Below are 25,032 nucleotides of genomic sequence, written 5' to 3'. Positions count from 1 at the left end.
CCCGCGGGCGCGGGCTCACACGGCAGCGGGCGAAGGCCCCCACAGCGGGGGGGCGAAGGCCCACACGGCGGCGTGCACGAGCCCACACGGCGGCGGGCGCAGGCCCACACGGCGGCGGCGCGGGCGCACAGCGCGGCGGACGCGGGCCGCACACGGTGGCGGGTGTGGCCGCACAGGAGGGCGGGCGGGGCCCACACCGTGGCGGGCGCAGGCGCACACGGCGGCGGCGCGGGCCCACAGGATGGCGGGCGCGGCCGCACACGGTGGCAGGGCGCGGCCGCACACGGTGGCGGGCTCCGCCCCAGGGGTCAGGAGGGCGTGGGCGCGGTCGTGCCGGAGGGCCGGGTGGGGAGGGGGAGGCGCCAGACCTGGTCGTCGCCGGTTTCGGCGGGCGCCGTGGGGACGTGTGCCCGCCGGAGGTGGGGCGTGAACCCGAGCCGCGTGGGTACGGCCGCACTGGGAAGGTTCGCCGCGTCGTGGACGATCTCGAGGGCGACGATCCCCGGGATCCGGAGGGCCTGTTCGACGAGGGCGCGCGCCGCGCGGGTGGCGATGCCGCGGCCGGTCGCGGCGGGGTGCAGCCAGTAGCCGATCTCCAGGGTGTCGTCCGGGGTGTTCTCGTCGTGCCGGTGGAGGCCGCAGGTACCGACGATGGCCCCGTCGAGCTCGATCGCGTAGCTGTACTCCTCGCCGCTCGACCAGAGCTTCGCCCGGCCCGCCAGGAAGGCGGTGGTCCTGGCCGAGCTGTGTTCGGAGACCCACGGCATCCAGGGCCGCAGGTGTTCCAGGGACTCCTCGACCACCCGGAAGAACTCCGGCAGGTCCGCCTCGCCCTCGAACGCCCGCAGCGTCAGCCCGCCGTCCAGCTCGATACGCACCTGAGGCACGGACTCCGCCGCGGACTCCGCCACGGACGGAGGCACGGACTCCGCCACGGACCCCGCCGTGGGCGGCGGCACGGACCGAGGCGAGGACTCCGGCACGGATCGCGCGACGGACTCCGGCACGGACCGTGGCGAGGACCGCGGCAAGGGCTGTGGCGGGAGCGGAGGCTGCGGCTGGAGCTGCGGGGTGTCCATGCCGGGAGCATCCTTCTCCCCTCGGCGCCTCGCAAGGCATTTCCGTCAGTCCGGCGCCGGTGTCGTCGCGCCGGTGTCGTTCCTGTCGTCGCCCCAAGGTCTCGATGCCGGGCGGCCGTTCGGGCGGCGCGGCAGGGGCCGGTTGTCCTGGCCGGCCGAACCTGCGACGGTTGCCGACGTGATCGCATTTTCCGAGAAACGGCGCGGGCGCGCTGCCGAACGGGGGCAGGGATGAGCGGCGGCGGGGCCTGGTGGATCCTCGTGGAGACGTCCGCCGGGGGAGATGCGCGCTGGGAGCTGGTCGATACGGTCCGGGTCGAAGGCGATCGGGACGACGCCGTCGCGCGGGCCGGTGAACGGGCCCGCAGCTGTAGCCCTTCCGGGTATCGGGCCTCTGACCCGGACGCGTTCGGTCGACGGGTCTTCAGGACGTCCGAGACGTGCTGGCTCGTGGAGGTGGGCCGCTCCACCTGGTCGGCCGACACGAAGAGCGCCCTCACGTTCCGGACCCACGTCCGCGTCTCCCTCGCGCAGCTGGAGTACGAGCACGAGACTCCCGTCGCCGAACCCCCGCCCAAGGGCAAGCTCCGGCGCGCGCTGGGCCGTGACTGAAGACAGCCGCACAGACGAGCACGAGCACGAGCACGAGGGCGAGCACGGGCACGAGGGCGAGCACGGGCACGAGGGCGAGCACGAGCACGGGCACGAGCACGAGGGCGAGCACGGGCACGGGGAACGGGGACGAGGTCGAATGACGAGGGCGAAGTCGAGGGCGAAGTCGAGGACGAAGCCGAGGGGGACGCCATGGAGTTCGACGAAGGTCTGATCCGCGCACTGCTCCAGGAGCAGCACCCGGACCTCGCGGAGCTGTCCATCCGGGAGGTGCCGGGCGGTTGGGACAACCAACTGTGGAGGGTCGGCGACGAGTTGGCCGTACGGATGCCCCGTACCGAGAGGGCGCCGGAGCTGCTGCGCAAGGAGTACCGCTGGCTGCCGGCCCTGGCGCCGCTGCTTCCGCTGCCCGCGCCCGTTCCCGTCCGCAGGGGGGAGCCGTCGGACCGTTTCCCCCGGTTCTGGACGGTGGCCCGCTGGGTCCCGGGCGCGCCGAGCGACGTCACTCCCGTGACCAGGGGCGGCCACGCGGCCGAGGCGCTGGCGGGCTTCCTGCGGGCTCTCCACCGTGCGGCGCCCGAGGACGCTCCCGTCAACCCGGATCGGGGCGGTCCGTTGGCCGCCTACGAGGGATGGTTCGAGCAGGCGTCGCCGGTTCTGGGCGCGTGCGCCGACCCGGCGGCCGTACGGCGAGTGTGGGAGGACGCCCTCGCGGCCGAGGCGTGGCAGGGGCCGCCGCTGTGGCTGCACGGGGACCTGCACCCCGCGAACGTCGTCGTCACGGACGGCACGCTCTCCGGTGTCCTCGACTTCGGCGAACTCTGCGGCGGCGACCCGGCCACGGACCTCTCCGCCGCCTGGCTCCTCCTCCCCGACGCCTCGGCCCGCCGCTTCTTCGAGGCGTACGGGCGGGCCGACGGTCCGACGGTCCGCCGCGCCCGCGGCTGGGCCCTGCTCCGCGCGGCCGGACTCATCGCCATCGGGCACGCCGGCGACGAGGGCCGGCCGGGCGGCAAACCCACCTGGGGCCCGGCGGGCAGGGCGGCACTCGCGCGCGTACTGGCGGACGCGTAGTCCGCCCGACACCCAGGAGACCGCCCCCGGGACCGGGACGGACACCGGAAGCGAGACCGAGACCGAGACCAGTACCAAGGCCAGCGCCCACGCCGACCCCGCGCCCGCGGCCACGGCTCGGTCGCATCTGCCGTGCGTCGTCCGGGGGTTCGGGGAGTCCCACAGGATGAGGGCATGCGCCGTCAACGTTCCCGTAGCACCGTCCTCGGTTCGTTCCCGTTCGTCGCCCTCGCCGTGCTCGCCGGGGGTTACGCCGTCGCCGTCGCCGACGATCCGCGCGACGGCATGCGGTACTGCCCGAGCCCGCAGGAGCCGAGGCTCCCGCCGGGTACGCCGTGCATCTCGCAGGACCCCAACCTGAAGTACCAGGAGAACCACGGCCGAGGTCACCGGCCGGCACCCCCGACGACACCTGCCTCCCGGGCCTGGGCGGCCACTGACCACCGCCGCCCGGTCGATCCGGGCCTGGGCACACACCGATGGCCCGCTCGAACGACGAGCGGGCCATCGGCGTACGGGCAGCAGTCCGCACTGGCTGTAGACCGCACAGGCAGTGGTTCGTACGGGCTGTAGTCCGCACAGGCAGTGGTTCGCACGGTCTACAGCCCGCCCTGGCTGTAGACCGTACGGGCACGGGCCGGTTGGGGATCGGTCCTAGCCCTTGCTGACCGCCGCCAGGATCTCCGGGAGGCGCTTCGCCGTGCGGGGGGCCGCCAGTTTGAGGCCCGCGAGGACGAGGAGCCAGCCGTAGAGGGCGCCGGCGGGGAGGAGGAGCCAGAGGAGGGAGTGGTGGTCGGAGACGTGGAGGTAGACGGTGGCGCCGATGAGCGGGGCGCAGAGGAGGCCGCCGGTGAGCATGCCGCCCAGGATGGACATCCAGGCCAGGGCGCCCTGGCCGGGGGCGACGTTCTTGTAGCCGCTGTCCTGGGGGATCGAGTACGGGAAGCTCGCCGAGGTGACGGCGCCGGTGCCGACCATCGCGCCGAGCAGGGCGAGCGCGAGGCCGAGGGCCTCCGGGAGCCGGGACCAGTCGCCGAGGATGCCGGCGGTGACCGCCGTGACGACGGCGGTGTACGGCAGGGTGATGGCGAGCATGGCGAGGGCACGCGCGCGGAGTTCGGCGTACGCGTCGGCGGTCGTCGAGATGGTCTGGGCGACCATCCAGAAGCCCGAGCCGTCCTGGCCGAACTGGTTGTACATGAGCATGCCGAGCATGCCGGAGGCGAAGCAGGCGAAGTAGATCGAGCCCGTCCCCTGGAAGGCGTTGAAGAGCGGGACGATCAGGCCGATGGCGAGCGAGGTGACCCAGGCCGCCTTCGTCTTCGGGTCGCGTCCGATGTAACGCAGGCTGCGGTCCATGACCGCGCCGGTGCGGCCGCCCGGCAGGAGCCGGCCGAGCCGCCCCGCGCCGTCGGACTTGTCGCGGGTGCCGGCGTCGGAGGCCGCGCCGATGGTGGAGCCGTCGGGCTCGACCATCAGCTGTACGAGGCTCCGCTGCCACCAGTACACGAGCGCGGCGAGCGCGGCCGCCGTGAGCAGCAACCGGGCGGCCGCGACGGCGTGGTCGCCGTTGCTCGCCGCGTCCACCGCGCCGATCGCGGCGGCCGGCGGCAGCCAGCCGACGACGGCCGTCGCCGGTTCGAGCGACTCCAGGCCGCCGGCCTGGCCGAGGCGCTGGGCGCCGAAGTTCACGAACTGCATGCCGACCGCGATGACCAGGCCGCTGAGCAGCGCGAGGTCCCGTCCCCTGCGGGAGGTGAGCAGCCGGACGTTCGCGGCGGCCACGGCCCGGGACAGGGCCACGCAGGTGACCGCCGAGAGCGGGACGGCGAGGACGGTGACGACGGTGCCGGCCGCTCCGTGCGCGACGGACAGGGCCGCGCCGAGGACCAGGACGAAGGTGAGGGCCGGGCCGATGCCCACGAGGGAGGCCACGAGCAGCGCCCTGACCAGCGGTCGGGGGCGCAGCGGCAGCATCACGAGCCGCGACGGGTCGAGGGTCTCGTCGCCGCTCGGGATGAACAGCGGCATCACCGTCCAGGACAGCGCGAGCACCCCGGTGACGAGGATCGCGACGGAGTCGGCGTCCGCGTTGCCCCGCATCAGGACGAAGGCCAGCACTATGCCCGCGGCGAGGACGGCACCGAAGACGATCGTGGAGATGTACGCGGCGGTCCGGCCGCCCGACTGGCGCAGCCCGTTGCGCAGCAGCGACAGCTTGAGCCGTACGAAGACCGAGGTCAGCGAGGGTACGGGAGCGGTCGAGGTGGTGACGGCGCTCATCCCTCGGACCCCTTCGCCCCGCCCAGCCAGTCCAGGGAGTCCCCGGCCGCGGCCCGGCCGTTCGCGCCGACGAGTTCGAGGAAGGCGGCCTGGAGGGAGGGGGCCGAGCCGCGCACCTCGGCCAGCGGCCCCTGGGCGCGGATGCGGCCGGCGGCCATGACGGCGACCCAGTCGCAGAGGGACTCGACGAGTTCCATGACGTGGCTGGAGAAGACGACGGTCGCGCCGGAGGAGGTGTACCGCTCCAGGACGCCGCGGATGGTCTGCGCGGAGACCGGGTCGACGCCCTCGAAGGGCTCGTCGAGGAAGAGGACCTCCGGGTTGTGGAGGAGCGCGGCGGCGAGGCCGATCTTCTTCCGCATGCCGGTCGAGTAGTCGACGACCAGCTTGTTCTGCGAGCCGGTCAGGTCGAGCACGTCGAGGAGCTGCGTGGCCCGCTTGTCGACCTCGGCGCCCGGCAGTCCCCGCAGCCGGCCGCTGTACGCGAGGAGTTCGCGGCCGGAGAGCCGCTCGAACATCCGCAGGCCCTCCGGGAGGATGCCGATGCGCGCCTTGACCTCGGCGACCGACTCCGGGTCGGCCCAGACGTCGTGCCCGGCGACCTCGATGCGGCCGTGGTCGGGCCGGAGCAGGCCGGTGATCATGGAGAGCGTGGTGGTCTTGCCCGCCCCGTTGGGCCCGACGATCCCGATGAACTTCCCCGCGGGCAGCACGAGGTCGATCCCGTTCACCGCGATCTGCTGTCCGAAACGCTTCCAGAGCCCCTCGATACGCACCGCGGGCACCGCACCGGCACCCGATGCGGTGCCCGCGGTGGCACCCGTCTTGTCGAACGCTCCGTCAAATGCCTGGTCAGGCATGGTCCGTCAACCCTTCGGTTGTCCCCGTAACACTTACGGGGAACACCCTACGGGCGACGCCGACCGGCCCCCGGGGTCACGAGGTGCGGCTCCTCGCCTCCGCCGCTTCCCGGCCACACGCGTACGCGAGGGCGCTGATCAACTCCTCCGCGTCCGGCAGCCATCGGTTCGCGGGCGTGGGGCGGCGCGCCCACTGCACCGCGCCGCAGCCGCCGATCCGGGTCGGCGGGGCCGCCACGTAGTAGCCCTCGCCGCGCGTGACGAGGTCGATGGCGGTCGGCGTCCAGCCCAGCTTGCGGACGAGGTCCGGCACCTTGGCGGCGGCGCCCGGCAGCACGAAGAAGAACATCCGGCGGTCCGGGGTGCAGGTCACGGGGCCGAGCGTCAGCTCCATGCGCTCCATGCGGGCCAGCGCGAGGAACCCGGCGGACTCGGCCACCTCGATCGCGTCGAAGGTCCGGCCGGTCGGCAGCAGGATCGACGCCTTCGGCGTCTTCGACCACATGCGCCGCGCCCCGACCCCGCTCCCGGTGGCCTGGGTCGACCAGTCGGGCTTGACGGCGTGGGCGCCGGGGACGGCGCACGCCTCCGCGCCGCAGGAGCAGCGCTCCCTGCCCTCGACGGCCTCAAGCCAGGTCCCGGGGAACACGTCCCAGTGCCGCTCTTCCGCGTACCGCACGGCGCTGTCCAGCAGCTGCTCGCCTCGCTGCTGGGGGATCTGTGCGGCTTCCGTGACTCCGATGGTCTCTTCCACGGTCAGCACAACTTCCCCCGCCACCTGGGGTTACGGGCGCGGCGGACGGGGTGTTGACGCATCGATCCTGCACGCGGGGCGCATGGGTGCACTTGCGGGGGCGCGCGGAGGGCCGGGGAGCGGGGGTGGGTACGCAGAGGTGGGGGCGCCGGCGGCGGGTGGCTTCATTCGCGCGGCCGACGTGTCCGGTTTCGCGTGTTCACATCGGCATTGACCGGATATCCACCGGGCAGTGATCACTTCTCCGGTGATCACCGCACGGCCTCAGGGGGTACTCATGGCAGCCAGACCACTCGTTCCGCGTCAGCTCAACGAACGGCTCCAGGCGCTCATTCAGGAGGCGGCCTGCTCCAACGCCGGCCTCGCCCGCAGGGTGAACATGGTCGGCGCGGAGCGCGGCCTCGACCTGCGGTACGACAAGACGTCGGTGGCGCGCTGGCTGCGCGGGCAGCAGCCGCGCGGCCGGGCCCCCGGCATCATCGCGGAGGCACTGGGCCGCAAGCTGGGGCGCACGGTCACGATCGACGAGGTCGGCATGGCCAACGGCCGCAACCTGGCCGCGGGCGTGGGCCTCCAGTTCGCGCCCACCGTGCCCGGGGCGATCGAGCAGGTCTGCGAGCTGTGGCGCAGCGACGTGGGGCGCCGGGACTTCCTGTCGGGGTCGGCGGTGGCGGCCTCCGCGCTCGTCGAGCCCAGCAGGGACTGGCTGATCACCGTCCCGGACCCGCACGTGGCCCGGCTCGCGGGGGCCCGCGTCGGGGTCGCGGACGTCGCGGCGGTGCGGGAGATGACGAGCGCGCTCGTGGACCTCGACCGCCGGTTCGGCAGCGGGCACGTGCGCCCGGTGGTGGTGCACTACCTCAACAGCGTCGTGTCGGGGATGCTGTCCGGCTCGTACCGGGAGGCGGTCGGCCGGCAGCTCTTCGCCGCGGTCGCGCGACTGACCGAGCTCGCCGGGTACATGGCGGTGGACACGGGCGAACCGGGCCTGGCCCAGCGGTACTACATCCAGGCGCTGCGCCTGGCGCAGGCGGCCGGCGACCGGGGCTACGGCGGATACGTGCTGGCCGCGTCGATGAGCCACCTCGCCGCGCAGCTCGGGAACCCGCGGGAGATCGCCCAGTTGGCGCGGGCCGCGCAGGAGGGGGCGCGCGGGAAGGTGCCGCCGCGGGCCGAGGCGATGTTCCTCGCGGCCGAGGCGCGCGGCCACGCCCTGCTCGGGGACGCCGCCGCCTTCGACGCGGCGGCGGGCCGTGCCGTACGGGCCCTGGAGCAGGCCGATCCGGAGGCGGACGACGACCCGGCGTGGATCGCCCACTTCGACCACGCCTACCTGGCGGACGAACTGGCCCACTGCCATCGGGACCTGGGGCAGGCGGACGCGGCGGCGCGGGCGGCGCGGGAGTCGATCGCCGGGCACCCGGAGACGCGGGCGCGACGGCGGGCGATCGGCCTCGCGCTCCTCGCGTCGGCGCAGGTCCAGCAGCGCGAGGTGGAGCAGGCCTGCCGCACGGGGACCCGCGCCCTCGAACTGCTCGGCACGCTGCGGTCGTCGCGCGGCGCGGAGTACCTGGAGGACCTCAGGGAGCGCCTGCAGCCGTACGCGGGGGAGGCGGCGGTACGGGAGTTCGGGGCGCGGATGGACCTCGCGGCGGCGTAGGGCCGTCCGGCCCGATCGGCACGACACCCCCGGGGCCCGTCCGGCGGTGGACGTCCGGAGCGGATGCCGTCGTGGCGTACGAAGGTTGTGTAACCGGCCTCACACGTGTGTGCGGAGGCCCGGGCGCACCCGGTAGCGTGAGCCGACGATTCCATAGGTTTATCAGTAGGAGTCCCGGTGACGCAGAACGGACAGGGTCCGGAGCCGCAGTACCCGGCGGTGCCCCCCGCGCACGACGGTGCCCGTGGGGGAGCGCAGCCGTGGGACGGCACCTGGGGTCCCGCCGGCGCCTCGCCGGGCGGGCAGCCGCTGCCGCCCGCGCAGCCGCTGCCCCCGGAGGCGGCGCCGGGCGCCGCCGACATGCAGTCGACGCAGTACCTGTCGCCGGTGCCCCCGCAGCAGGCGTCCCAGGCTCCCCGGTCCTTCCCGCAGCAGGGGCAGCCGCAGCACGGGTACGGCTACCCGCAGCCGGGCGCCCCGGCGGGCGCCGACATGCAGGCGACCCAGCACATCGCGCCGGTCCCGGGCGCGATGCCGCCGGTGCAGGCGCCGCAGCCCGGGTACGGGTACCCCCCGCCGGCCGCGGCCGGCGGGGACATGCAGGCCACGCAGTTCATCGCCCCGGTGCCGCCGCAGCAGGGCGGGGGCGCCGCGACCCAGTTCCTCGGCACGGGCCCGCTTCCGCAGCAGGGCCCGGGACAGGGCGCCGGACCCGGGCAGGGCGCCGGGGGCGCGGGCGCGTCGGACGCGACCCAGTACATCGCCCCCGTGCCGGGGCAGGTGCCCGGTGAGCGCCAGCCTCCCGCGGAGTTCGACAGCCTCTTCCGCACCGAGGCGCCGCAGGCTCCGCAGTCGCCCAGGGCCCCGCAGCCGACCCAGGGCTTCCAGCAGCCGGCCCCGCCCGCCTACCAGCAGCACCCGCAGGCTCCGCAGCAGGGCTACCAGCCGCCGCAGCCCCCGCAGCAGCAGTACGGGTACCAGGACGCCTACTACGACGACGAGCCCGAGCCGCGCCGCAAGTCGCCGGTCGCGCTGATCGCCGCCGTCGTCATCGGCTGCGCGGTCGTCGGCCTCGGCGCCGGGGCGCTGCTCAGCGGCGGGGACGAGGAGAAGGACCCCAAGGCGGGCGGCCAGAACGTCGCGGCGAGCTCCGCCGCGCCCTCCACCGGGGCGACGCCCTCGGAGAAGCCGGCCGACCCGGCGGAGGCGCAGGCGCAGGAGCTGAGCAGTCTGCTCGCGACCAGCAGCAGCAGCCGCGACACCGTGATCAGCTCGGTCGAGTCCATCAAGCAGTGCAAGAACCTCGACAAGGCGGCCACCGACCTGCGGGGCGCCGCCGAGCAGCGCCGCGGCCTGGTGACCAAGCTCCAGTCGCTGTCCGTCGACCAGCTCCCGGACAACGCGGCCCTGACGGCCGCGCTCACCAAGGCCTGGCAGGCCTCGGCGTCCGCCGACGACCACTACGCGGCCTGGGCCGACCAGATGAAGGGCAAGAAGGCCTGCAAGGGCGGCAAGGCCCGCTCGACCGACCAGCTGGTCGCGGCGAACGCGAAGAGCGGCGAGGCCACCACCGCGAAGAAGAAGGCGGCCGGGCTGTGGAACCCGACCGCCGCGAAGTACGGACTGGAGAAGCGGACCTACTCCCAGCTGTAGGGGGCAGCTGGAGGAGGCAGGGGCCCGCCAGGTGGTCAGGGGGCGCTGAGGACGGTCTCGCCGACGTCGACGAAGCCGGGCTTCTGTGCGACGAGCCGCCCCTGGCGGACCACCTGGAACGTCACCTCGTGGTTGACGATCCGGGGGAAGCCGGGGGCGCCGAGCAGGTCCTCGTACTTCCAGCGCAGGGTGGGCGTGAGGCCGCCGGTGTCGATGCGCGCGCCCCGGTCGAGGGCGTGGCTGATCTTCGCGGCCGTGATGGTGTCCTGGTCGAGGCCTTCGACGACCTCCTTGAGGACGGTGTACGCGATCCAGGTGGTCTGGACGCCGGCGTCGGCCGGGTCGACCCGGTTGTCGGCGAACGCGTGCTCCTGGATGACCTTGCGCATCGGCGCCCAGCTCTTGTCGGCCGCCTCCGGGTACCAGCCGGTGACGTACGCGCCCTCGAAGGGGCTGTGGGCGCCGCCGGTGCGGTCGATCACCGGCTGGCCGACGCTGCCGAGGACCGAGGAGATGCGGACGGAGGTCTCCTGGGCGTCCTGGCCGTCCTGGGAGCCCTTCGCGCCCTTCGCGTCCTCGCCGGCCCCGCCGGCCGGGAGGCGCCGGAAGGAGTCGAAGAAGGTCTGGGTGCGCTCGCCGAGCACGGCGGTGACGCAGCCGTCCTCGCGGCCGGCCTTGGTGCGGGCCCGGTCGGCCTGCTGGGAGTACTCGGCCGCGTCCTCCAGGGCCGGGATGTCGACGGCGCTGCGGTGACTGGCCTTGCGGAGGCCGGAGTTGAGGAGCCCGGGGAGCTTGTCCCCGGCGATGGTGTCGGGTCGGACGAGGGAGACCTTGCGGCACGACGCGGCGAGCTGCATGCCGTGCCCGGCGATGAGGGAGGCCTGCCCGCCGTTGACGGGGTACGAGAGCGGGCTGGTGAACTCGTCCTCCGAGATGCCGTAGCCGCCGATGTACGGGATGCCGGCGGCCTCCAGCGGAGCCATGAAGGCCCGGCCGTTCTGGCTGTACGAGCCGACGACGGCGACCGCGTTCTCGCGGACGGCCTGGCGGGCGCAGTCGGCGGCGCCGGCGGAGGTGTTCTGTTCGTTGCACGTGATGACGCGCAGTTCGTGGCCGTCGAGGCCGCCCTGGGAGTTGACCCACCGTGCGTAGGCCTGCGCCATGGCGGGCATTCCGGGCATGTTCGTCGCTCGGGTCTGGTCGGGAGCCCAGGTCATCACGGTGACGGGCTCCCTGGAGCCCCCCGTGGCTCCAGGGAGCACGCCGCACCCGGTGAGCAGCGACGCTCCGGTCGCCGCGGTCGTGACGTACGCGAGGAGTGAGGTCAGTCGCCTACCGGTCATGGGCATGCACATTTCCGCCCCACGGGTAACGCGGGAGTGAGCGGGGTTCAACGGTGGGTGACGTAAAGGTGAATTACGGGGGCGGAGCCCGTATGGGGAGGGGGCGACTCCGCTTATTTCGCAAGGGAACGTACGATCGAAACGTGTCCAGTCCAGTCTCCGGTTCGGTTAACTCTTCCCGTCGCGGCCGTCGCTCCTCCACCATGGGCGACATGCCGCTCAACGACATGCCCTGGTGGCGCTGGCGCATCAACGTGCGCTCGGCGCTGCACATGCTCTCCGACCCCGGGTTCCACGAGACGACCTGGCTGGCCGGCCTCGACGGGTACGGCGACGTCACCGACGCCGTCTACCGCCTGGTCGAGGACACCTGGCTCGACAACTGGTCCGCCGAGAAGTACGTCGGTGCCGTCTTCCGGGACACCGGCGAGGCCGCCCTCGTCGACGTCGCCGTCCTCCGCGTCCTGCGGATCATGCACCAGGTCGGACCCGACGCCCCCGTCTCCGCCTACCTCGAACACCCCGGCTGGCCCGAAGCCGTACGCGCCGCCCGCGAGGCACACGTACGGATGGCACAGGCCGACGGCGAAGACCCCGACGCGCCCCCGCGCAGCCTCGACGTGCTCCGCATCATGACCCGGTCCTGACCCGCCGCCGCCCGGCTCGCGGGAGGCTCGCGCACCGCCCGGGCGGCGCTCGCGAACCGTCCACGAAACGTTCCGCCAGACGGACACGGGCTCACCCGGCGCACCCGGGTGTGGCAGGCTGCCGGGATGACCGATCAGTACGTCCTCACCCTCTCGTGCCCCGACAAGCAGGGCATCGTGCACGCCGTGTCGAGCTACCTCTTCATCACCGGCTGCAACATCGAGGACAGCCAGCAGTTCGGAGACCGCGACACGGGTCTCTTCTTCATGCGGGTCCACTTCTCCGCCGAGGCGCCGGTGGACGTGGACAAACTGCGGGCGAGCTTCGCGGCGGTCGGCGACGCCTACGGGATGGACTGGCAGATCAACCGTGCCGACCAGCCCATGCGGGTCGTCCTCATGGTCTCCAAGTTCGGGCACTGCCTGAACGACCTGCTGTTCCGCTCCCGGATCGGCGCCCTGCCCGTCGAGATCGTCGCCGTCGTCTCCAACCACACCGACTTCGCCGAACTCGTCGCGTCCTACGGGCTGCCCTTCCGGCACATCCCCGTCACCAAGGACACCAAGGCCGCCGCCGAGGCCGAGCTCCTCGAACTCGTCCGCGAACAGGACGTCGAGCTCGTCGTCCTCGCCCGCTACATGCAGGTCCTCTCCGACGACCTCTGCAAGCAGCTGTCCGGCCGGATCATCAACATCCACCACTCCTTCCTCCCCAGCTTCAAGGGCGCCAAGCCGTACCACCAGGCCCACGCCCGGGGCGTCAAGCTCATCGGTGCCACCGCGCACTACGTCACCGCCGACCTCGACGAAGGCCCGATCATCGAGCAGGAGGTCGAGCGGGTCGGCCACGAGGCCACCCCCGACCAGCTGGTCGCCATCGGCCGCGATGTGGAGTGCCAGGCCCTTGCCCGTGCCGTCAAATGGCACGCCGAGCGCCGCATCCTCCCCAACGGCCGCCGCACCGTCGTCTTCACCTGACCCCCTGCGGGCCCTGCCCCGGCGGAACGAGGGCCCATAACGCGCGGGCCGCGGGCCGCGAGGTGGGGGTCAGAGGCGGCTGAGGGAGGCGGCGGCGGAGAGGACGTCGCGGATGGCCTCGCGGTCGCCGTCCTGACCGGCCGCGGCTTCCTCCGGGGAGATGTGGCCGGCGACGAGTTGACAGAATTCGACGCCGTCCATGGCGACCTGGGCGACGGACTGCTCGGGGGTGCCGACCGCGGCGGGGGAGTCGAGGGGGATGTACCAGTGGCCCCCGCCCGCGCCCTCGACCTCGAGGTGGAGGGAGCGTCCGGGCGTCCCCGCGGCGACGAGGTGGCGGGCGGGTGAGGCGAGGCCGGTGCGACGGCGGGCGGCGAGGGCCGCGGGGAGCAGGCGGGCCGCGAGGTCGATCATGCCGTGGAGGTGGGCGCCGCTGGGCGGGGCGTACGGGTAGGCGACCGCGTTGGCGATGTCGTCGGCGTGGACCCAGCACTCGAAGGCCCGCTCGAGGAGCGAGTCGCGGAGCGGCAGGGCGAAGTCCTTGTAGGTGACGGTGAGGTCGGCGACACCGCGCCCGGCGAAGGAGACGGTGCGGATCAGGGTGTGGCTCTGTTCCCGCCACGGGTCGCGCAGGGCCCGGTTGGGCGGCCGGTCGAGCCCCGCCCAGAACGCCTCGGTCCGTTCGGCCGGCGACAGCTCGGGCACGCCGGTGCCGAGCGGGTCCGTCAGGCCCAGCGCGGCCGACACCAGGCCGTCGACCGCCAGGAGGTGGCCGATGACGCCGGCGACGGTGGCCTTGCGGCGGACGACGCGGTCCTCCTCGTACCACTTGAGCCGTACCGGCGCGTGCCACTCGGATTCGCCGATGTCGCGCAGGAGCGCGTCGAGCCGGGCGGTCTCGGCGTCGTACGGGGTGACCCACTCCGGGACGGGGATGCGGGCGGGGCGGCGGCCCAGGCAGTTCTCCAGGACCCGGGAGCGGAGCAGCGGGTCGAGGTCGAGGTCTCGGTCCTCGTGCAGCAGCGCGACGGCGTCGCGCAGCCGGAGGGCCTCGTCGGCGCAGGGCGCGCAGGCGGTGAGGTGGTCCTCGACGGCCTTCGTCTCCCCGCTGGAGCACGCCGAGAGCGCCCACGCCCCGAGCAGGGACTTGAGGACGCCGTGGGTGAGTACGGGCACCTCGGCTTCGGCGTCGGTTGCGTGTCCGGAGTGGCCGGTCTCGGTCCCCGGCGCCGCCTCCAGGTCCGCGTGGTCGTCGGCGGCCTGGCGCGGGCCCGGTATCCAGGGTGTGCGGGCGAGGTCGTCGGGGTCGCCGTGGGGTGCGCTCACAGGGCGGGTCCGTAGCCGGGCGGCGACGAGCCGCCGAGGGGGCGGGTGTTGGCGGTGGAGAGGAGCTGGAGGCCGAGGCGCAGGCGGCGGCGGGCCTCGTCGTCGGTGACGCCGAGGTCGGCGGCGGTCTGGCGGTAGTCGCGCCGCTGGAAGTAGGCGAGTTCGAGGGCGGCCCGCAGCGGGGCGGGCATGGAGGTGACGATGTAGTCGGCGCGGGCGGCGACGGAGGCGCGGCGCACCTTCTGTTCCAGTTCCTCGGCGGAGCCCAGGCCGGTCTCCGCGTACGCCGTCGCCTCGGCCTGCCGGAGCCGGTGGACGGCCTGCCGCTGGGTCAGCCGGGCGACCCAGGAGCGCATGTTGCCCTGCTTGGGGTCGTAGGCGTCGGGGTTCTCCCAGATGTAGCCGAAGACCTCGCGGGTGACCTGGTCGGCGGCCGCGTCGTCGTCGAGGACGCGGTGGGCGAGGCTGTGCACCAGGGCGGCGAACCGGTCGTAGAGCTCGCCGAGGGCGGCGGCCTCGCCGCGCGCGAGCCGCTGCTGCATCTTGCGGTCCCAGCGCGGTGGTGTGTCCATCGCCATCCGACCCTCCGCCCCTCCCGCTTCCCGGTTCCGCCCTTTCCCTTCCCAACGTAGTGCGCCGCACCGACGGCGTACGCCTGTTTGCCGCAAGTGCGCCCTTGACGCGGGTGTGGATGGTAAGGAACGCGTCATCCCCGGCGCGACGGGTTTCGGCCCTGGCCGACGGGGCAGGCGGCGTGCGTGACAGCGATCGAGGTCGACGAGGACGAGTACGGCTCCTGGACGGTCCTGCGGGTGCGGGGAGAACTGGACCTGGTCACCTCCCCCCGGATACGCCGCAGCGTCCACGACGCCGTCGCGGGCGGCCGGCACGACCTGGTGGTCGATCTGTCGGGCGTGCGGTTCTGCGACTCCAGCGGCGTCGGCGTCCTGATCGCCGCCCGCCGCCTCCTCCGCTCCTGCGGCGGCCGCCTGCGCCTGATCCTTCCCGGCGAGGCCACCGGAGCCCTGGGGGCCACCGGAAGCGCCGGGACCGCCGGGACCGTCCCGAACCCCCGGAGCGCCGGGACCTTCCCGAACCCCCGGACCGCCGCGAGCGCCGGGGAGGCGGGCGGTCTCGTGGGCGATCACGTCGAGCGGGTGTTGTCCGCGCTCGGCGTCCGGCGCCTCTTCGAGGTGTACGAGGACGTGCCGGGGGCGCTCACCGGCCCGCCGGCCCGAACAGTTCCCTGAGCCGGTACTTGAGCACCTTCCGCAGGGTCTCGTTGCGGGGAAGCGCGTCCATCAGTTCCAGCTGCTCGGGCAGCTTGTGGACGGAGAGGCCCGCCTCCCGCAGGAAGGCCGTGACGGCGGGCAGGGTCAGCGGGGCGGCGCCCGGGGGCTGTTCGACGACGGCGCAGACGCGTTCGCCGCGCTCGGCGTCGGGGAGGCCGATGACGGCCGCGTCGCCGACGTCCGGGTGGCGGTGGAGGAGGTCCTCGATCTCCTTGGCCGATATGTTCTCTCCCTTCCGGATGATGATGTCCTTGATGCGGCCGGTGAGGACGAGGTGGCCGGTCGGGGTCAGGTGCCCGACGTCCCCGGTGAGCAGGAATCCGTCCTCGTCGAAGGCGGCGGCCGTCTGGGCCGGGTCCAGGTAGCCCTGGCAGACGGCCTCGCCCCGGAGGCGGACCTCCCCGCCGTCGGTGATGCGGATCTCCATGCCGGCCGGCGGCCGGCCCTCGGTCGTGGCGAGGTTCTCGACGGTGTCGTCGGGCGCGCCCATGGTGATCATGGGGACCTCGGTCATGCCGTACCCGTGGGTGAGCTGGCAGCCCAGTTCGCCGCGCACGGCGTGGTAGATCTCCGGCGGTTTGGGCGCGCCGCCGCCCGCGAGGAGCCGCAGGGTGGGGATGACGGGCTTGTCGGGCTGCTTGCGCTGTTCGGCGAGGAACATCGAGTAGAAGGCGGTGGAGCCGCCGGCCATGGTCACGCCGTGCCGGTTGTACTCGTCCAGGGCGTCGGGCAGCGCGAACTGTTCGAACATCACGGCGGGGAACCCGTACAGGAGGAGCATCACCGTGTAGTCGGGCCCGCCGATGTGCGCGTACGGGAAGGCCATGGAGCCGACGTCCTCGGCGGTCGGCTCCAGCGCGTGCGCGAGGCAGGAGCCGCCGGCGAGGAGCGAGCGGTCGGTGTGCAGCACGCCCTTGGGGTCGGAGGTGGTGCCGGAGGTCCAGTAGATCCAGCGGACGTCGGTGCCGGAGGCGGGCGGCGGGGGCAGGACGGCGGGGTCGCCGTCGGGCAGGTCCTCGTAGGCCTCGAAGACGCCGTGCGCGCCGAGCCGCCGTGCCATCTCCGTGTGGTCGAATCCGCGCCAGACGCCGGGGACGGCGAAGTGCTCGGCCCGTGACCGGCGCAGTGCGAAGCCGACCTCCCTGTCCCGGTGGAACGGGATCACCGGTGTCTGTACGGCTCCGATGCGGGCGAGCGCGAAGGTGAGCACCGCCGTCTCGATGCGGGTGGGCAGCTGCCAGGCGACGACCGTCCCGGCGCGCACGCCGTTGCCGTACAGCCCGGCGGCGCACCGCTCGGCCCGGTCCCGCAGGCCGCCGAAGGTGAGCACGCGGTCGCCCTGGAGCAGGACGGGCCGGTCGGGAGTGAGCTCGGCCCGGCGTTCGACGAGCTCCCAGAGCGTGCGGGACTCGCCCAGGGCGTGTGCGGTCTCGTTCATCCCGTACTCCTCATGGCTGACGTTCCGTCAGATGGTGCGGTGAGCGTAGAGGCCCGGCGCTTGTCGGTCCAGGGGTGCGGGGCTAGCCTGATCCCGTCAGATCTGACGGGTCATCAGAAACGGACCGGGAGCGGTCCGCCCAATCCGGGAGAGGCTCCATGACGGAACTGCCCCGCATCATCAGCGTCGACGACCACGTGATCGAGCCGGCCCACCTCTTCGAGACCTGGCTCCCGAAGAAGTACCGCGACCGGGGCCCCCGGCCCCTCACCGCCGGCATCGGCGAGCTCGCCTACGTCGCCGGCAAGTACCAGATCACGATGGACCCCGAAGGCCCGCCCACCGACTGGTGGATCTACGAGGACCTCAAGTTCCCGTACAAGCGCAACATCGCCGCCGTCGGCTTCGACCGCGACGACATGACCCTGGAGGGCATCACCAGGGAGGAGATGCGACGCGGCTGCTGGGACCCGGCCGCCCGCCTCGCGGACATGGACCTCAACCACGTCGAGGCCTCCCTCTGCTTCCCCACCTTCCCCCGCTTCTGCGGCCAGACCTTCGCCGAGGCGCACGACAAGGAGGTCGCCCTCGCCTGCGTCCGCGCCTACAACGACTGGATGGTCGAGGAGTGGTGCGGGGACAGCGGCGGCCGGCTCATCCCGCTCTGCATCATCCCCCTCTGGGACATCGACCTCGCCGTGGCCGAGATCCGGCGCAACGCCGCCCGGGGCGTCAGGGCCGTCACCTTCTCCGAGATCCCCACCCACCTCGGACTCCCCTCCATCCACTCCGGTTACTGGGACCCCTTCTTCGCCGTCTGCCAGGAGACCGGCACGGTGGTCAACATGCACATCGGCTCCAGCAGTCAGATGCCCGCCGCGTCCCCCGACGCCCCGCCCGCCGTCCAGGCCTCCCTCAGCTTCAACAACGCCATGGCCTCGATGATGGACTTCCTCTTCAGCGGCGTCCTCGTGAAGTTCCCCCGGCTCAAGCTCGCCTACAGCGAGGGCCAGATGGGCTGGATCCCGTACGCCCTCGAACGCGCCGACGACGTCTGGGAGGAGCACCGCGCCTGGGGCGGCGTCCGCGACCTGATCCCCGAGCCGCCGTCCACGTACTACTACCGGCAGATCTTCTGCTGCTTCTTCCGCGACAAGCACGGCATCGCCTCGCTGGACGTCGTCGGCCGGGACAACGCCACCTTCGAGACCGACTACCCGCACGTCGACTCGACCTTCCCGCACACCAAGGAGGTCGCCCTCGACCACGTCCAGGGCCTCGACGACGAGACGGTCTACAAGCTCATGCGAGGCAACGCCATCCGCATGCTCGGCCTCGACCTCGACCGGGGCCCCGTCTGATGGACCTCACCTGCACCGACGAGGAGGAGGAGTTCCGCGCCCGGCTGCGGGAGTGGCTCACCGCCACCCTGCCCGCGCTCCCGCCGAGACCCGACCCGCTCGACTGGCCGGCCCGGCGCGCGTACGACTGCGGATGGCAGCGCCGGCTGCACGACGCCGGATACGCCGACGTCCACTGGGACGCCTCCCCCACGCAGCGGCTCATCTTCCTGGAGGAGACCGAACTCGCCGGCGCGCCCTACGTCGGCGCCAACTTCGTCGGCCTCCTCCACGCCGGACCCACCATCGCCGCCGAGGGCGACGCCGGGCAGCGCGAACGCTGGCTGCCGCCGATCCTGCGCGGCGACCACGTCTGGTGCCAGGGCTTCAGCGAACCCGACGCCGGCTCCGACCTCGCCTCCCTGCGCACCCGGGCCGTCCGCGACGGCGACGAGTACGTCGTCACCGGCCAGAAGATCTGGACCTCCCACGCCGAGGTCGCCGACTGGTGCGAACTCCTCGTCCGCACGGACCCCGACGCGCCCTCGAAGCACCGGGGCATCAGCTGGCTCGCCATGCCGATGGACGCGCCGGGCGTCACCGTACGGCCGCTGCGCACCCTGGCGGGCTCCACCGAGTTCGCCGAGGTCTTCCTCGACGAGGTCCGGATACCCGTCGAGAACCGGGTGGGGGACGAGAACGACGGCTGGCGCGTCACCATGGTCACCCTCTCCTTCGAACGCGGCACCGCCTTCGTCGGCGAGGTCGTCGCCTGCCGCCGCCTCCTCGGCGAACTCGCCCGCACGGCCCGGAAGAACGGCACCTGGGACGACGCCGTCCTCCGCCGGCGGCTCGGCAGGCTGGCCGCCGAGTTCCGGGCACTCTGGCGGCTCACCCAGGCCAACGTCAGCGAGGCCCAGGCGACCGGCGGCGTCCCCGGCGCCGGCGGCTCCGTCTTCAAGCTCCACTACTCGCACGCCCGCCAGGAGCTGTACGAGGCCGCCGCCACCGTCCTCGGCCCCGACGCGCTCGACCTCGACCGCGCCTGGACCCTCGACCGGCTGTCGTCCCTCTCGTACACGATCGCCGCCGGCACCTCGCAGATCCAGCGCAACATCGTCGCCGAGCGCATCCTCGGCCTGCCGAAGGGCCGGTGACCCCCGCCATGGACTTCCGACTCACCGAGGACCAGCGGGATCTGCGGCGGGGCGTACGCGAACTGCTGGCGCGCCGCTTCGGCCGGGAGGCGCTGCGGGGGGCCGTCGACGCGGCCGCTCTGGATCGCGGCCTGTGGCGGGAGCTCGGCGCCGCCGGGTTCTTCTCGCTGCGGCTGCCGGAGGACGAGGGCGGAGTGGGACTCGGGCTTCCCGAGGCGGTGCTCGTCTTCGAGGAGGCGGGCAGGGTGCTGCTGCCGGGGCCGCTGGTCGCCACGCACGTCGCGGCGGGGGTCGTGCCGGGGGCGGCGGAGGGAGCCGTCGTGGTGACCTCCGCGTCGGAGGGACTGGTTCCCTGGCTGGCCGAGGCGGACGTGGTGCTGGGGGACGTGTCGGGCGCCGTGGCCGTGCGCTCGGTGGATCCGCTGACGCCCCTGCACCGGGTGGCCGGCCACCCGGGCGCCGGCGCGACGGACGGGGTCCTCCTGCTCGCCGCCGAGCAGGTGGGGAGCGCGGCGGCCACGACCGACACCGCGGTGGCGTACGCGCGGGGGAGGGAGCAGTTCGGGCAGGTGATCGGGGGGTTCCAGGCGGTGAAGCACCTGTGTGCCGGGATGCTCGTGCGGACCGAGCTGGCCAGGGCGGCGGTGTGGGCCGCCGCGGTGACCGGGGACGCGGTCGAGATCGCGGGGGCGAAGCTGCTGGCCGACGAGGCGGCGGTGGCGAACGCGCGGGACTGTCTGCAGGTGTACGGCGGGATGGGGTTCACCTGGGAGGCGGACGTGCATCTGCACCTGAAGAGGGCGTGGGTGCGGGCGCGGCTCGGGATGACCGGGGCACGGGCGGAGGAGGTGGTGGCGGCGAACCTGTAGCACCGCGCGTCCGACCGGTGACGGAACGTCGATATCGGGTTGTGTCCTTCGGAGGGGCCGTCACGGCCCGGAGTCGGCCTCCGGCTCCGGTACTCTCCGTGGGATGCGAGTGCGCGTTGGCCCGGATCGTCCCGGTGTCGCCCCTGGGGTGGCCCCGTGTCCGGGAATGCCCGCCGCTCGCGCCCGGCGTTCGACTACCCGCAGCGTGCGTCGCACAGTATGGACCATGCGTACTCCTTCGCGCTGGAATATGCCCGAAGCGCTTGTTGCGGTGACTGTACGTCAACCATGCTGTCCCACAAGGGAATCACGTTCCGTAAAGGTGTGTCCGCCGGTTCGGATGGTGTGAGCGGTGCAGGTGCTTCAGGTGCAGTTGGAGGTCGGGCCGGACCCGGCGGAGGTCGGGCGGGCCCGGAGGTGGGCGCGGTCACGGATCGCCGGTTCGGGCATAGGCGATGACGAGCCGCTGGCCGACACGCTGGTGCTGATCATCTCCGAGCTGGTGACCAACGCCGTGGTGCACACGGGGTGTCCCGCCGTGCTGCGGATGCTGTTCGCGGCCGGGGGTGGGGTGCGGGTCGAGGTGGCCGACACGAGCGACCGTCCGCCGCAACCCCGGCACGCGCACGGCGACGACACCAACGGGCGCGGCCTGGAACTGGTGGACGGCCTGGCCGACCGGTGGGGCTGGCAGCCGGAAGGCGCCGGCAAGAGCATCTGGTGCGAAGTGGACCGGGTGTCGGTGACCCCCTCGCACGGGCCGGGCGTGGTGTCGCCCGGCCGGGTGCACTGTTGACGATTCGTGGCGTTTTGCCCACTCTGGTGTGAGCGATTCGTGGCGAGGGGAGCCGAGGGCCGTGTGCCCTCGGCGTGTGCGGGTCGCGGCCGGGTGGCGGCCGCCGTGCCGTGCTCGGGGCGCGCGCGAGCGCGCCGCCGCCCGCGAACCGGCAGGAGGGTTGAACGCCCACCGCCCGTGTGCCGACAGGGGTCTTGAGTGTCCACCGCCCGTGTATCGACAGGGGCCTTGGGTGCCCACCGCTCGTGTGCCGAGCACGGGTGTTGGACGTCGGTCGCCCGTGTGCCGGCACGGCGCTTGAGTGTCCGCCGACCGTGAGCGGTCGGGTTGACGGCCTCAGAGGATGGCGACCGGGGCCACCGGTGTGCCCGTGCCGCCGACGAACGGTTCCGGCATGGCGGAGAGCAGGAAGGCGTAGCGGCTTTCTTGTGCACAGGCTGTGGACAGGGATTCGAGGTTCCAGTTCTGCCCCTGGAGCATGCCCATCTCGACCAGGTCGAGGGCGTGCACGGGCAGCCACAGGTCGTCGATCTCCGGCGGGAAGATCTCGAAGGTGAGCGTGTCGTTGGCGACGGCCGCGACGTCCCGGGCGTGGAACCACTCCGGCGTACGGATCGAGAGTCCCGGTGACGGGAAGGCGTACCCGTGCTTGTCCCCGGCCAGGTACACCTGCATCTGGCCGGTCCGTACGAGCACGATGTCACCGGCCCGGACCGTGACGCCGCCGAACTCCGCCGCCTCGTCGAGGTCCTCCGGGGTGACGGCGTGGTCGCCGGGCAGCCGGTCGAGTCCCTTCGCGGCGGCCACGTCCAGGAGGACCCCGCGGCTCACGAGGTGCCGGGCGGTGTGGATGCCGCTGAACTCGGAACGGCCGTGCGGGGTGACGGTGGCGGCGGGGCGGCCGTTGTAAATGCGGCCGGAGTGCGAGGCGTGGGTCAGGGCGTCCCAGTGGGTGCCGGCCTGGAGGCCCAGGGTCACGGCGTCGTCGCTGGTGGCGACCGTGCCGGGGCCGAAGAGCTCCTGGTTGACCTGGACCATGACGTGCAGCGGGTTCACCCGGCCGGGGATCATCCCGGTCTGCACCCCGTCCTGCTTCAGGTCGACGGCGAGGGGCACGCGGTGGCCGGTGCGGACGGTGGCGACGGCCTCGCGCACGACCTCGTCGGTGACGAGGTTGAGGGTGCCGATCTCGTCGTCCCGGCCCCAACGGCCCCAGTTGTTGACGCGCTTGGCGATCTCGTGAAAAGCGGCGGGGAGAGACATCGGGGCCTCCGGGGTCTTGTTTTCCGGTATCTGACGGACCGTAGAATCCTGACGACGAACGAATCTAACGGACCGTCAGAAAATGCGGGAAGGGGCCGGGCGTGGGGAACTTCTTGGCTGGCAAGGTCGTCGCCGTGACGGGCGCGGGGCGGGGCATCGGCCGCGCCGTGGCCCTCGCGTGCGCGGCGGAGGGCGCGAAGGTCGTCGTCAACGACTACGGGGTGTCGATCGAGGGCGGCGAGCCGACCTCCGAGGTCGCCCTCGCCGTCGTGAAGGAGATCGAGGCGGCGGGCGGCTCGGCCGTCGCCGTCGCCGACGACATCTCCACGATGGCGGGCGGGCAGCGGATCGTGGACGTCGCCCTCGCCGAGTACGGGCGCGTCGACGGGGTCGTCTGCGTCGCCGGCATCCTCCGCGAGCGGATGCTCTTCAACATGTCCGAGGAGGAGTGGGACCCCGTCGTCGCCACCCATCTGAAGGGCACGTTCACGGTCTTCCGGGCCGCGTCGGCCGTCATGCGCAAGCAGGGGACGGGCACGCTGGTCGGGTTCACCAGCGGCAACCACCAGGGTTCGGTGGCGCAGGCCAACTACTCGGCGGCCAAGGGCGGGATCATCTCCCTGGTCCGCTCGGCGGCGCTCGGCCTCCACAAGTACGGCGTCACCGCGAACGCGGTCGCGCCCGTCGCCCGTACCCGCATGTCCGCCAACGTGCCGATGGAGCTGAAGGAGATCGGCGAGCCCGAGGACGTGGCCGCGCTCGTCGTCTACCTCCTCTCCGAGCGGGCCCGCGCCGAGAAGATCACCGGCCAGGTCTACACGATCGCCGGCCCCAAGATCGCCGTCTGGGCCCAGCCGCGCGAACTCCGCGCCGGATACGCCGACGGCGCCTGGACCCCCGAACGGATCGCCGACTTCCTCCCCGGGACCGTCGGCACCGACCCCATGCCCATGCTCGCCCGCCTGGAGGAGATGGCCCGTGCCGCGGCGGCGGGCGACCGCCCCAACGCCACGAAGGAGACCGGGTCATGAGAGGTGTCGTCTTCGACGGGAAGTCCGTCCAGGTCGTCGACGACCTGGAGGTGCGGGATCCCGGAGCCGGGGAGGTGCTCGTCGGGATCGCCGCCGCCGGGCTCTGCCACAGCGACCTGTCCGTGGTCGACGGGACCATTCCCTTCCCGCCTCCCGTGGTGCTCGGGCACGAGGGCGCCGGCGTCGTCCTGGAGGTCGGGGCCGGAGTGACCCACGTCGTACCGGGGGATCACGTGGCCCTGTCGACGCTGGCGAACTGCGGCGCGTGCGCCGACTGCGACCGGGGACGGCCGACGATGTGCCGGAAGGCGATCGGGATGCCGGGGCAGCCGTTCTCGCGCGGCGGGCAGCCGCTCTACCAGTTCGCGTCGAACTCGTCGTTCGCCGAGCGGACCGTCGTCAAGGCCGTCCAGGCCGTGAAGATACCCAAGGACATCCCCCTCGCCTCCGCCGCCCTGATGGGCTGCGGCGTCCTCACCGGCGTCGGCGCGGTGCTCAACCGCGCGAAGGTCGGCCGGGGCGAGACGGTCGTCGTCATCGGCACCGGCGGGATCGGGCTCAACGTCATCCAGGGCGCCCGGATCGCCGGCGCGCTCACGATCGTGGCCGTCGACACCAACCCCGACAAGGAGTCCGTGGCCCGCCGGTTCGGCGCCACCCACTTCCTCGCCTCCGCGGACGGCGTCCGCGAGGTGCTGCCCACCGGCGCCGACCACGTCTTCGAGTGCGTCGGCCACACCGGCCTCGTCCGCACCGCCGTCGACCTCCTCGACCGCCACGGCCAGGCGATCCTCCTCGGCATGACCGCGCCCAAGGCCGAGGCGACGTTCCTGCCCGCCGCCATGTTCCTCGACAAGTCCATCCTGGGCTGCCGCTACGGCTCCTCCCGCCCCCAGAAGGACATCGCGCTGTACGCGGAGCTCTACCGGTCCGGGAGCCTCCTCCTCGACGAACTCGTCACCGCCCTCTACCCCGTGGAGGACTTCGCGCGGGCCGTGGAGGACGCGGAACAGGGCAAGGTGGCCCGGGGAGTGCTCACTTTCTGAGCCGGACGGAGGGTGCGGGGGCCGGGGCCTCGTCCTCGATCAGCCAGGGCGGGGTCCCGTTGCTGCGGGCCCACGCCCAGCACTCCCCCGCCCACGGCGTCAGCATGCCGGTGACGCCGAGCGCGAGCGCCGTCCCGCCGGCCCGGAAGCCGAAGAGGAACGGCAACAGCGCGACGGCCCCGAGGCCGAAGGCGACGAGCGAGGGGAGATGGACGCGCCGCTGGTAGCGGCGTGCGCCGTCCACGGTCTCCGGTCCCATGTACATGCCGATGGTCATGAACACCCCGCCGAAGCCGTTGAGCGCCCAGATCCACACGTAGCCGAAGGCCGAACCCACGTCGAACCCGATCGACGCGTCCGTGCGGACACCGAGGTCGGGCCGGTCCGCGCGAAGGCCAGTCGCTCCTTCGCGCCGGGCTCCGGCTTTCCGATGGTCTCCACCCCGCCGAGGGCGACCTCCCGGGGGCCGGCGGTGAACGGCACCGCGAAGACGATCGTGGACCGGTAGACGGTCACCTCGTCGACGCTTGT

General features: G+C 73.1%; 23 protein-coding genes. 13 read left to right on the top strand and 10 right to left on the bottom strand.

The features are described 5' to 3' along the window. Positions 1–308 precede the first annotated feature (308 nt). A complete protein-coding gene (locus AC067A_RS06945) occupies positions 309–887 on the bottom strand; it encodes a GNAT family N-acetyltransferase (RefSeq protein ID WP_478615531.1) in 579 nt (192 codons plus the stop codon). A 648-nt stretch (positions 888–1,535) separates the two neighbouring features. On the opposite strand from AC067A_RS06945, the gene AC067A_RS06940 reads away from it, so the two are divergent. Continuing rightward, on the top strand, positions 1,536–1,691 hold the full coding sequence (locus AC067A_RS06940; RefSeq protein WP_478615528.1) for a hypothetical protein: 156 nt from the start codon (positions 1,536–1,538) through the stop codon (positions 1,689–1,691). Positions 1,692–1,883: 192 nt separating this feature from the next. Next, complete coding sequence (locus tag AC067A_RS06935; protein WP_478615525.1) at positions 1,884–2,765, top strand: aminoglycoside phosphotransferase family protein; 882 nt, start codon at positions 1,884–1,886, stop codon at positions 2,763–2,765. Positions 2,766–3,419: 654 nt separating this feature from the next. Here AC067A_RS06935 and AC067A_RS06930 read toward each other — a convergent pair. The 3 genes from AC067A_RS06930 to AC067A_RS06920 form a co-directional block, all read right to left on the bottom strand. After that, entirely contained in the window at positions 3,420–5,048 is a 1,629-nt protein-coding gene (locus tag AC067A_RS06930) for a transporter (protein ID WP_478615522.1), read from the bottom strand. Beyond that, positions 5,045–5,908, bottom strand: coding sequence for an ABC transporter ATP-binding protein (locus AC067A_RS06925; RefSeq protein ID WP_478615519.1), 864 nt, complete (start codon positions 5,906–5,908; stop codon positions 5,045–5,047). The genes AC067A_RS06930 and AC067A_RS06925 overlap by 4 nt, the downstream gene beginning before the upstream one ends. Before the next feature lie 76 nt (positions 5,909–5,984). Beyond that, the gene (locus AC067A_RS06920) at positions 5,985–6,671 is read right to left on the bottom strand and encodes a bifunctional DNA primase/polymerase (protein WP_033211431.1); all 687 of its coding nucleotides are present in this window, start codon (positions 6,669–6,671) and stop codon (positions 5,985–5,987) included. 268 nt (positions 6,672–6,939) lie between these two features. Between AC067A_RS06920 and AC067A_RS06915 the strand changes: the two genes are divergently transcribed. Together AC067A_RS06915 and AC067A_RS06910 are read left to right on the top strand one after the other, a co-directional pair. Beyond that, positions 6,940–8,322, top strand: coding sequence for a transcriptional regulator (locus AC067A_RS06915; RefSeq protein WP_478615515.1), 1,383 nt, complete (start codon positions 6,940–6,942; stop codon positions 8,320–8,322). A 177-nt stretch (positions 8,323–8,499) separates the two neighbouring features. Next, complete coding sequence (locus tag AC067A_RS06910) at positions 8,500–9,975, top strand: hypothetical protein (RefSeq protein ID WP_478615513.1); 1,476 nt, start codon at positions 8,500–8,502, stop codon at positions 9,973–9,975. Positions 9,976–10,010: 35 nt separating this feature from the next. Here AC067A_RS06910 and AC067A_RS06905 read toward each other — a convergent pair whose 3' ends face one another. Beyond that, positions 10,011–11,318 (bottom strand): ABC transporter substrate-binding protein, encoded by a 1,308-nt coding sequence (locus tag AC067A_RS06905; RefSeq protein WP_478615511.1) that lies wholly within the window; start codon positions 11,316–11,318, stop codon positions 10,011–10,013. 203 nt (positions 11,319–11,521) lie between these two features. Here AC067A_RS06905 and AC067A_RS06900 point away from each other — a divergent pair, with 203 nt between their 5' ends. Beyond that, positions 11,522–11,965, top strand: a complete 444-nt coding sequence (locus AC067A_RS06900) for an SCO4402 family protein (RefSeq protein WP_478615655.1) — start codon at positions 11,522–11,524, stop codon at positions 11,963–11,965. A gap of 126 nt (positions 11,966–12,091) precedes the next feature. After that, positions 12,092–12,943 (top strand): formyltetrahydrofolate deformylase, encoded by an 852-nt coding sequence (purU, locus tag AC067A_RS06895; protein WP_478615508.1) that lies wholly within the window; start codon positions 12,092–12,094, stop codon positions 12,941–12,943. 69 nt (positions 12,944–13,012) lie between these two features. Here purU and AC067A_RS06890 read toward each other — a convergent pair whose 3' ends face one another. Together AC067A_RS06890 and AC067A_RS06885 are read right to left on the bottom strand one after the other, a co-directional pair. Next, the gene (locus tag AC067A_RS06890) at positions 13,013–14,269 is read right to left on the bottom strand and encodes a maleylpyruvate isomerase N-terminal domain-containing protein (protein ID WP_478615506.1); all 1,257 of its coding nucleotides are present in this window, start codon (positions 14,267–14,269) and stop codon (positions 13,013–13,015) included. After that, positions 14,266–14,847, bottom strand: coding sequence for a sigma-70 family RNA polymerase sigma factor (locus tag AC067A_RS06885; protein WP_017239409.1), 582 nt, complete (start codon positions 14,845–14,847; stop codon positions 14,266–14,268). The genes AC067A_RS06890 and AC067A_RS06885 overlap by 4 nt, the downstream gene beginning before the upstream one ends. A gap of 180 nt (positions 14,848–15,027) precedes the next feature. On the opposite strand from AC067A_RS06885, the gene AC067A_RS06880 reads away from it, so the two are divergent. Further along, positions 15,028–15,519, top strand: coding sequence for an STAS domain-containing protein (locus tag AC067A_RS06880; RefSeq protein ID WP_478615502.1), 492 nt, complete (start codon positions 15,028–15,030; stop codon positions 15,517–15,519). On the opposite strand, the gene AC067A_RS06875 is transcribed toward AC067A_RS06880, so the two are convergent. Then, entirely contained in the window at positions 15,488–16,999 is a 1,512-nt protein-coding gene (locus AC067A_RS06875; RefSeq protein WP_478615500.1) for a class I adenylate-forming enzyme family protein, read from the bottom strand. The two genes, AC067A_RS06880 and AC067A_RS06875, sit on opposite strands and share 32 nt — an antisense overlap. A gap of 158 nt (positions 17,000–17,157) precedes the next feature. On the opposite strand from AC067A_RS06875, the gene AC067A_RS06870 reads away from it, so the two are divergent. The 4 genes from AC067A_RS06870 (at position 17,158) to AC067A_RS06855 (ending at position 21,161) form a co-directional block, all read left to right on the top strand. Beyond that, entirely contained in the window at positions 17,158–18,360 is a 1,203-nt protein-coding gene (locus AC067A_RS06870) for an amidohydrolase family protein (RefSeq protein WP_478615498.1), read from the top strand. Next, positions 18,360–19,496: an acyl-CoA dehydrogenase family protein gene (locus AC067A_RS06865; protein ID WP_478615496.1), complete on the top strand. Its 1,137-nt coding sequence runs from the start codon at positions 18,360–18,362 to the stop codon at positions 19,494–19,496. Before AC067A_RS06870 ends, AC067A_RS06865 begins: the two co-directional genes overlap by 1 nt. 8 nt (positions 19,497–19,504) lie before the next feature. Beyond that, a complete protein-coding gene (locus AC067A_RS06860; RefSeq protein WP_478615493.1) occupies positions 19,505–20,365 on the top strand; it encodes an acyl-CoA dehydrogenase family protein in 861 nt (286 codons plus the stop codon). Positions 20,366–20,717: 352 nt separating this feature from the next. Continuing rightward, complete coding sequence (locus tag AC067A_RS06855) at positions 20,718–21,161, top strand: ATP-binding protein (protein WP_478615490.1); 444 nt, start codon at positions 20,718–20,720, stop codon at positions 21,159–21,161. A gap of 336 nt (positions 21,162–21,497) precedes the next feature. On the opposite strand, the gene AC067A_RS06850 is transcribed toward AC067A_RS06855, so the two are convergent. Next, entirely contained in the window at positions 21,498–22,424 is a 927-nt protein-coding gene (locus AC067A_RS06850) for a cyclase family protein (protein WP_478615488.1), read from the bottom strand. A gap of 101 nt (positions 22,425–22,525) precedes the next feature. Here AC067A_RS06850 and AC067A_RS06845 point away from each other — a divergent pair, with 101 nt between their 5' ends. Both AC067A_RS06845 and AC067A_RS06840 read left to right on the top strand, forming a co-directional pair. After that, positions 22,526–23,455 (top strand): SDR family NAD(P)-dependent oxidoreductase, encoded by a 930-nt coding sequence (locus tag AC067A_RS06845; protein WP_478615485.1) that lies wholly within the window; start codon positions 22,526–22,528, stop codon positions 23,453–23,455. After that, positions 23,452–24,501: a Zn-dependent alcohol dehydrogenase gene (locus AC067A_RS06840; protein ID WP_478615483.1), complete on the top strand. Its 1,050-nt coding sequence runs from the start codon at positions 23,452–23,454 to the stop codon at positions 24,499–24,501. Before AC067A_RS06845 ends, AC067A_RS06840 begins: the two co-directional genes overlap by 4 nt. Here AC067A_RS06840 and AC067A_RS06835 read toward each other — a convergent pair. Beyond that, a complete protein-coding gene (locus tag AC067A_RS06835; protein WP_478615481.1) occupies positions 24,491–24,838 on the bottom strand; it encodes a hypothetical protein in 348 nt (115 codons plus the stop codon). The two genes, AC067A_RS06840 and AC067A_RS06835, sit on opposite strands and share 11 nt — an antisense overlap. Positions 24,839–25,032: the final 194 nt, after the last annotated feature.

This window comes from Streptomyces sp. NPDC043176, assembly GCF_056436715.1.
The sequence above is the reverse complement of the archived record's forward strand: the minus strand, read 5'-3'. Positions and strand labels throughout refer to the sequence as shown.

What these genes read in the sequence shown, in the direction of transcription:
- AC067A_RS06935 (WP_478615525.1), top strand. Translation starts at nt 1,884, where the DNA reads ATGGAGTTCGACGAAGGTCTGATCCGCGCACTGCTCCAGGAGCAGCAC.
- AC067A_RS06930 (WP_478615522.1), bottom strand. Translation starts at nt 5,048, where the DNA reads ATGAGCGCCGTCACCACCTCGACCGCTCCCGTACCCTCGCTGACCTCG.
- AC067A_RS06925 (WP_478615519.1), bottom strand. Translation starts at nt 5,908, where the DNA reads ATGCCTGACCAGGCATTTGACGGAGCGTTCGACAAGACGGGTGCCACC.
- AC067A_RS06915 (WP_478615515.1), top strand. Translation starts at nt 6,940, where the DNA reads ATGGCAGCCAGACCACTCGTTCCGCGTCAGCTCAACGAACGGCTCCAG.
- AC067A_RS06905 (WP_478615511.1), bottom strand. Translation starts at nt 11,318, where the DNA reads ATGACCGGTAGGCGACTGACCTCACTCCTCGCGTACGTCACGACCGCG.
- AC067A_RS06900 (WP_478615655.1), top strand. Translation starts at nt 11,522, where the DNA reads ATGGGCGACATGCCGCTCAACGACATGCCCTGGTGGCGCTGGCGCATC.
- purU (WP_478615508.1), top strand. Translation starts at nt 12,092, where the DNA reads ATGACCGATCAGTACGTCCTCACCCTCTCGTGCCCCGACAAGCAGGGC.
- AC067A_RS06885 (WP_017239409.1), bottom strand. Translation starts at nt 14,847, where the DNA reads ATGGCGATGGACACACCACCGCGCTGGGACCGCAAGATGCAGCAGCGG.
- AC067A_RS06875 (WP_478615500.1), bottom strand. Translation starts at nt 16,999, where the DNA reads ATGAACGAGACCGCACACGCCCTGGGCGAGTCCCGCACGCTCTGGGAG.
- AC067A_RS06870 (WP_478615498.1), top strand. Translation starts at nt 17,158, where the DNA reads ATGACGGAACTGCCCCGCATCATCAGCGTCGACGACCACGTGATCGAG.
- AC067A_RS06865 (WP_478615496.1), top strand. Translation starts at nt 18,360, where the DNA reads ATGGACCTCACCTGCACCGACGAGGAGGAGGAGTTCCGCGCCCGGCTG.
- AC067A_RS06860 (WP_478615493.1), top strand. Translation starts at nt 19,505, where the DNA reads ATGGACTTCCGACTCACCGAGGACCAGCGGGATCTGCGGCGGGGCGTA.
- AC067A_RS06850 (WP_478615488.1), bottom strand. Translation starts at nt 22,424, where the DNA reads ATGTCTCTCCCCGCCGCTTTTCACGAGATCGCCAAGCGCGTCAACAAC.
- AC067A_RS06840 (WP_478615483.1), top strand. Translation starts at nt 23,452, where the DNA reads ATGAGAGGTGTCGTCTTCGACGGGAAGTCCGTCCAGGTCGTCGACGAC.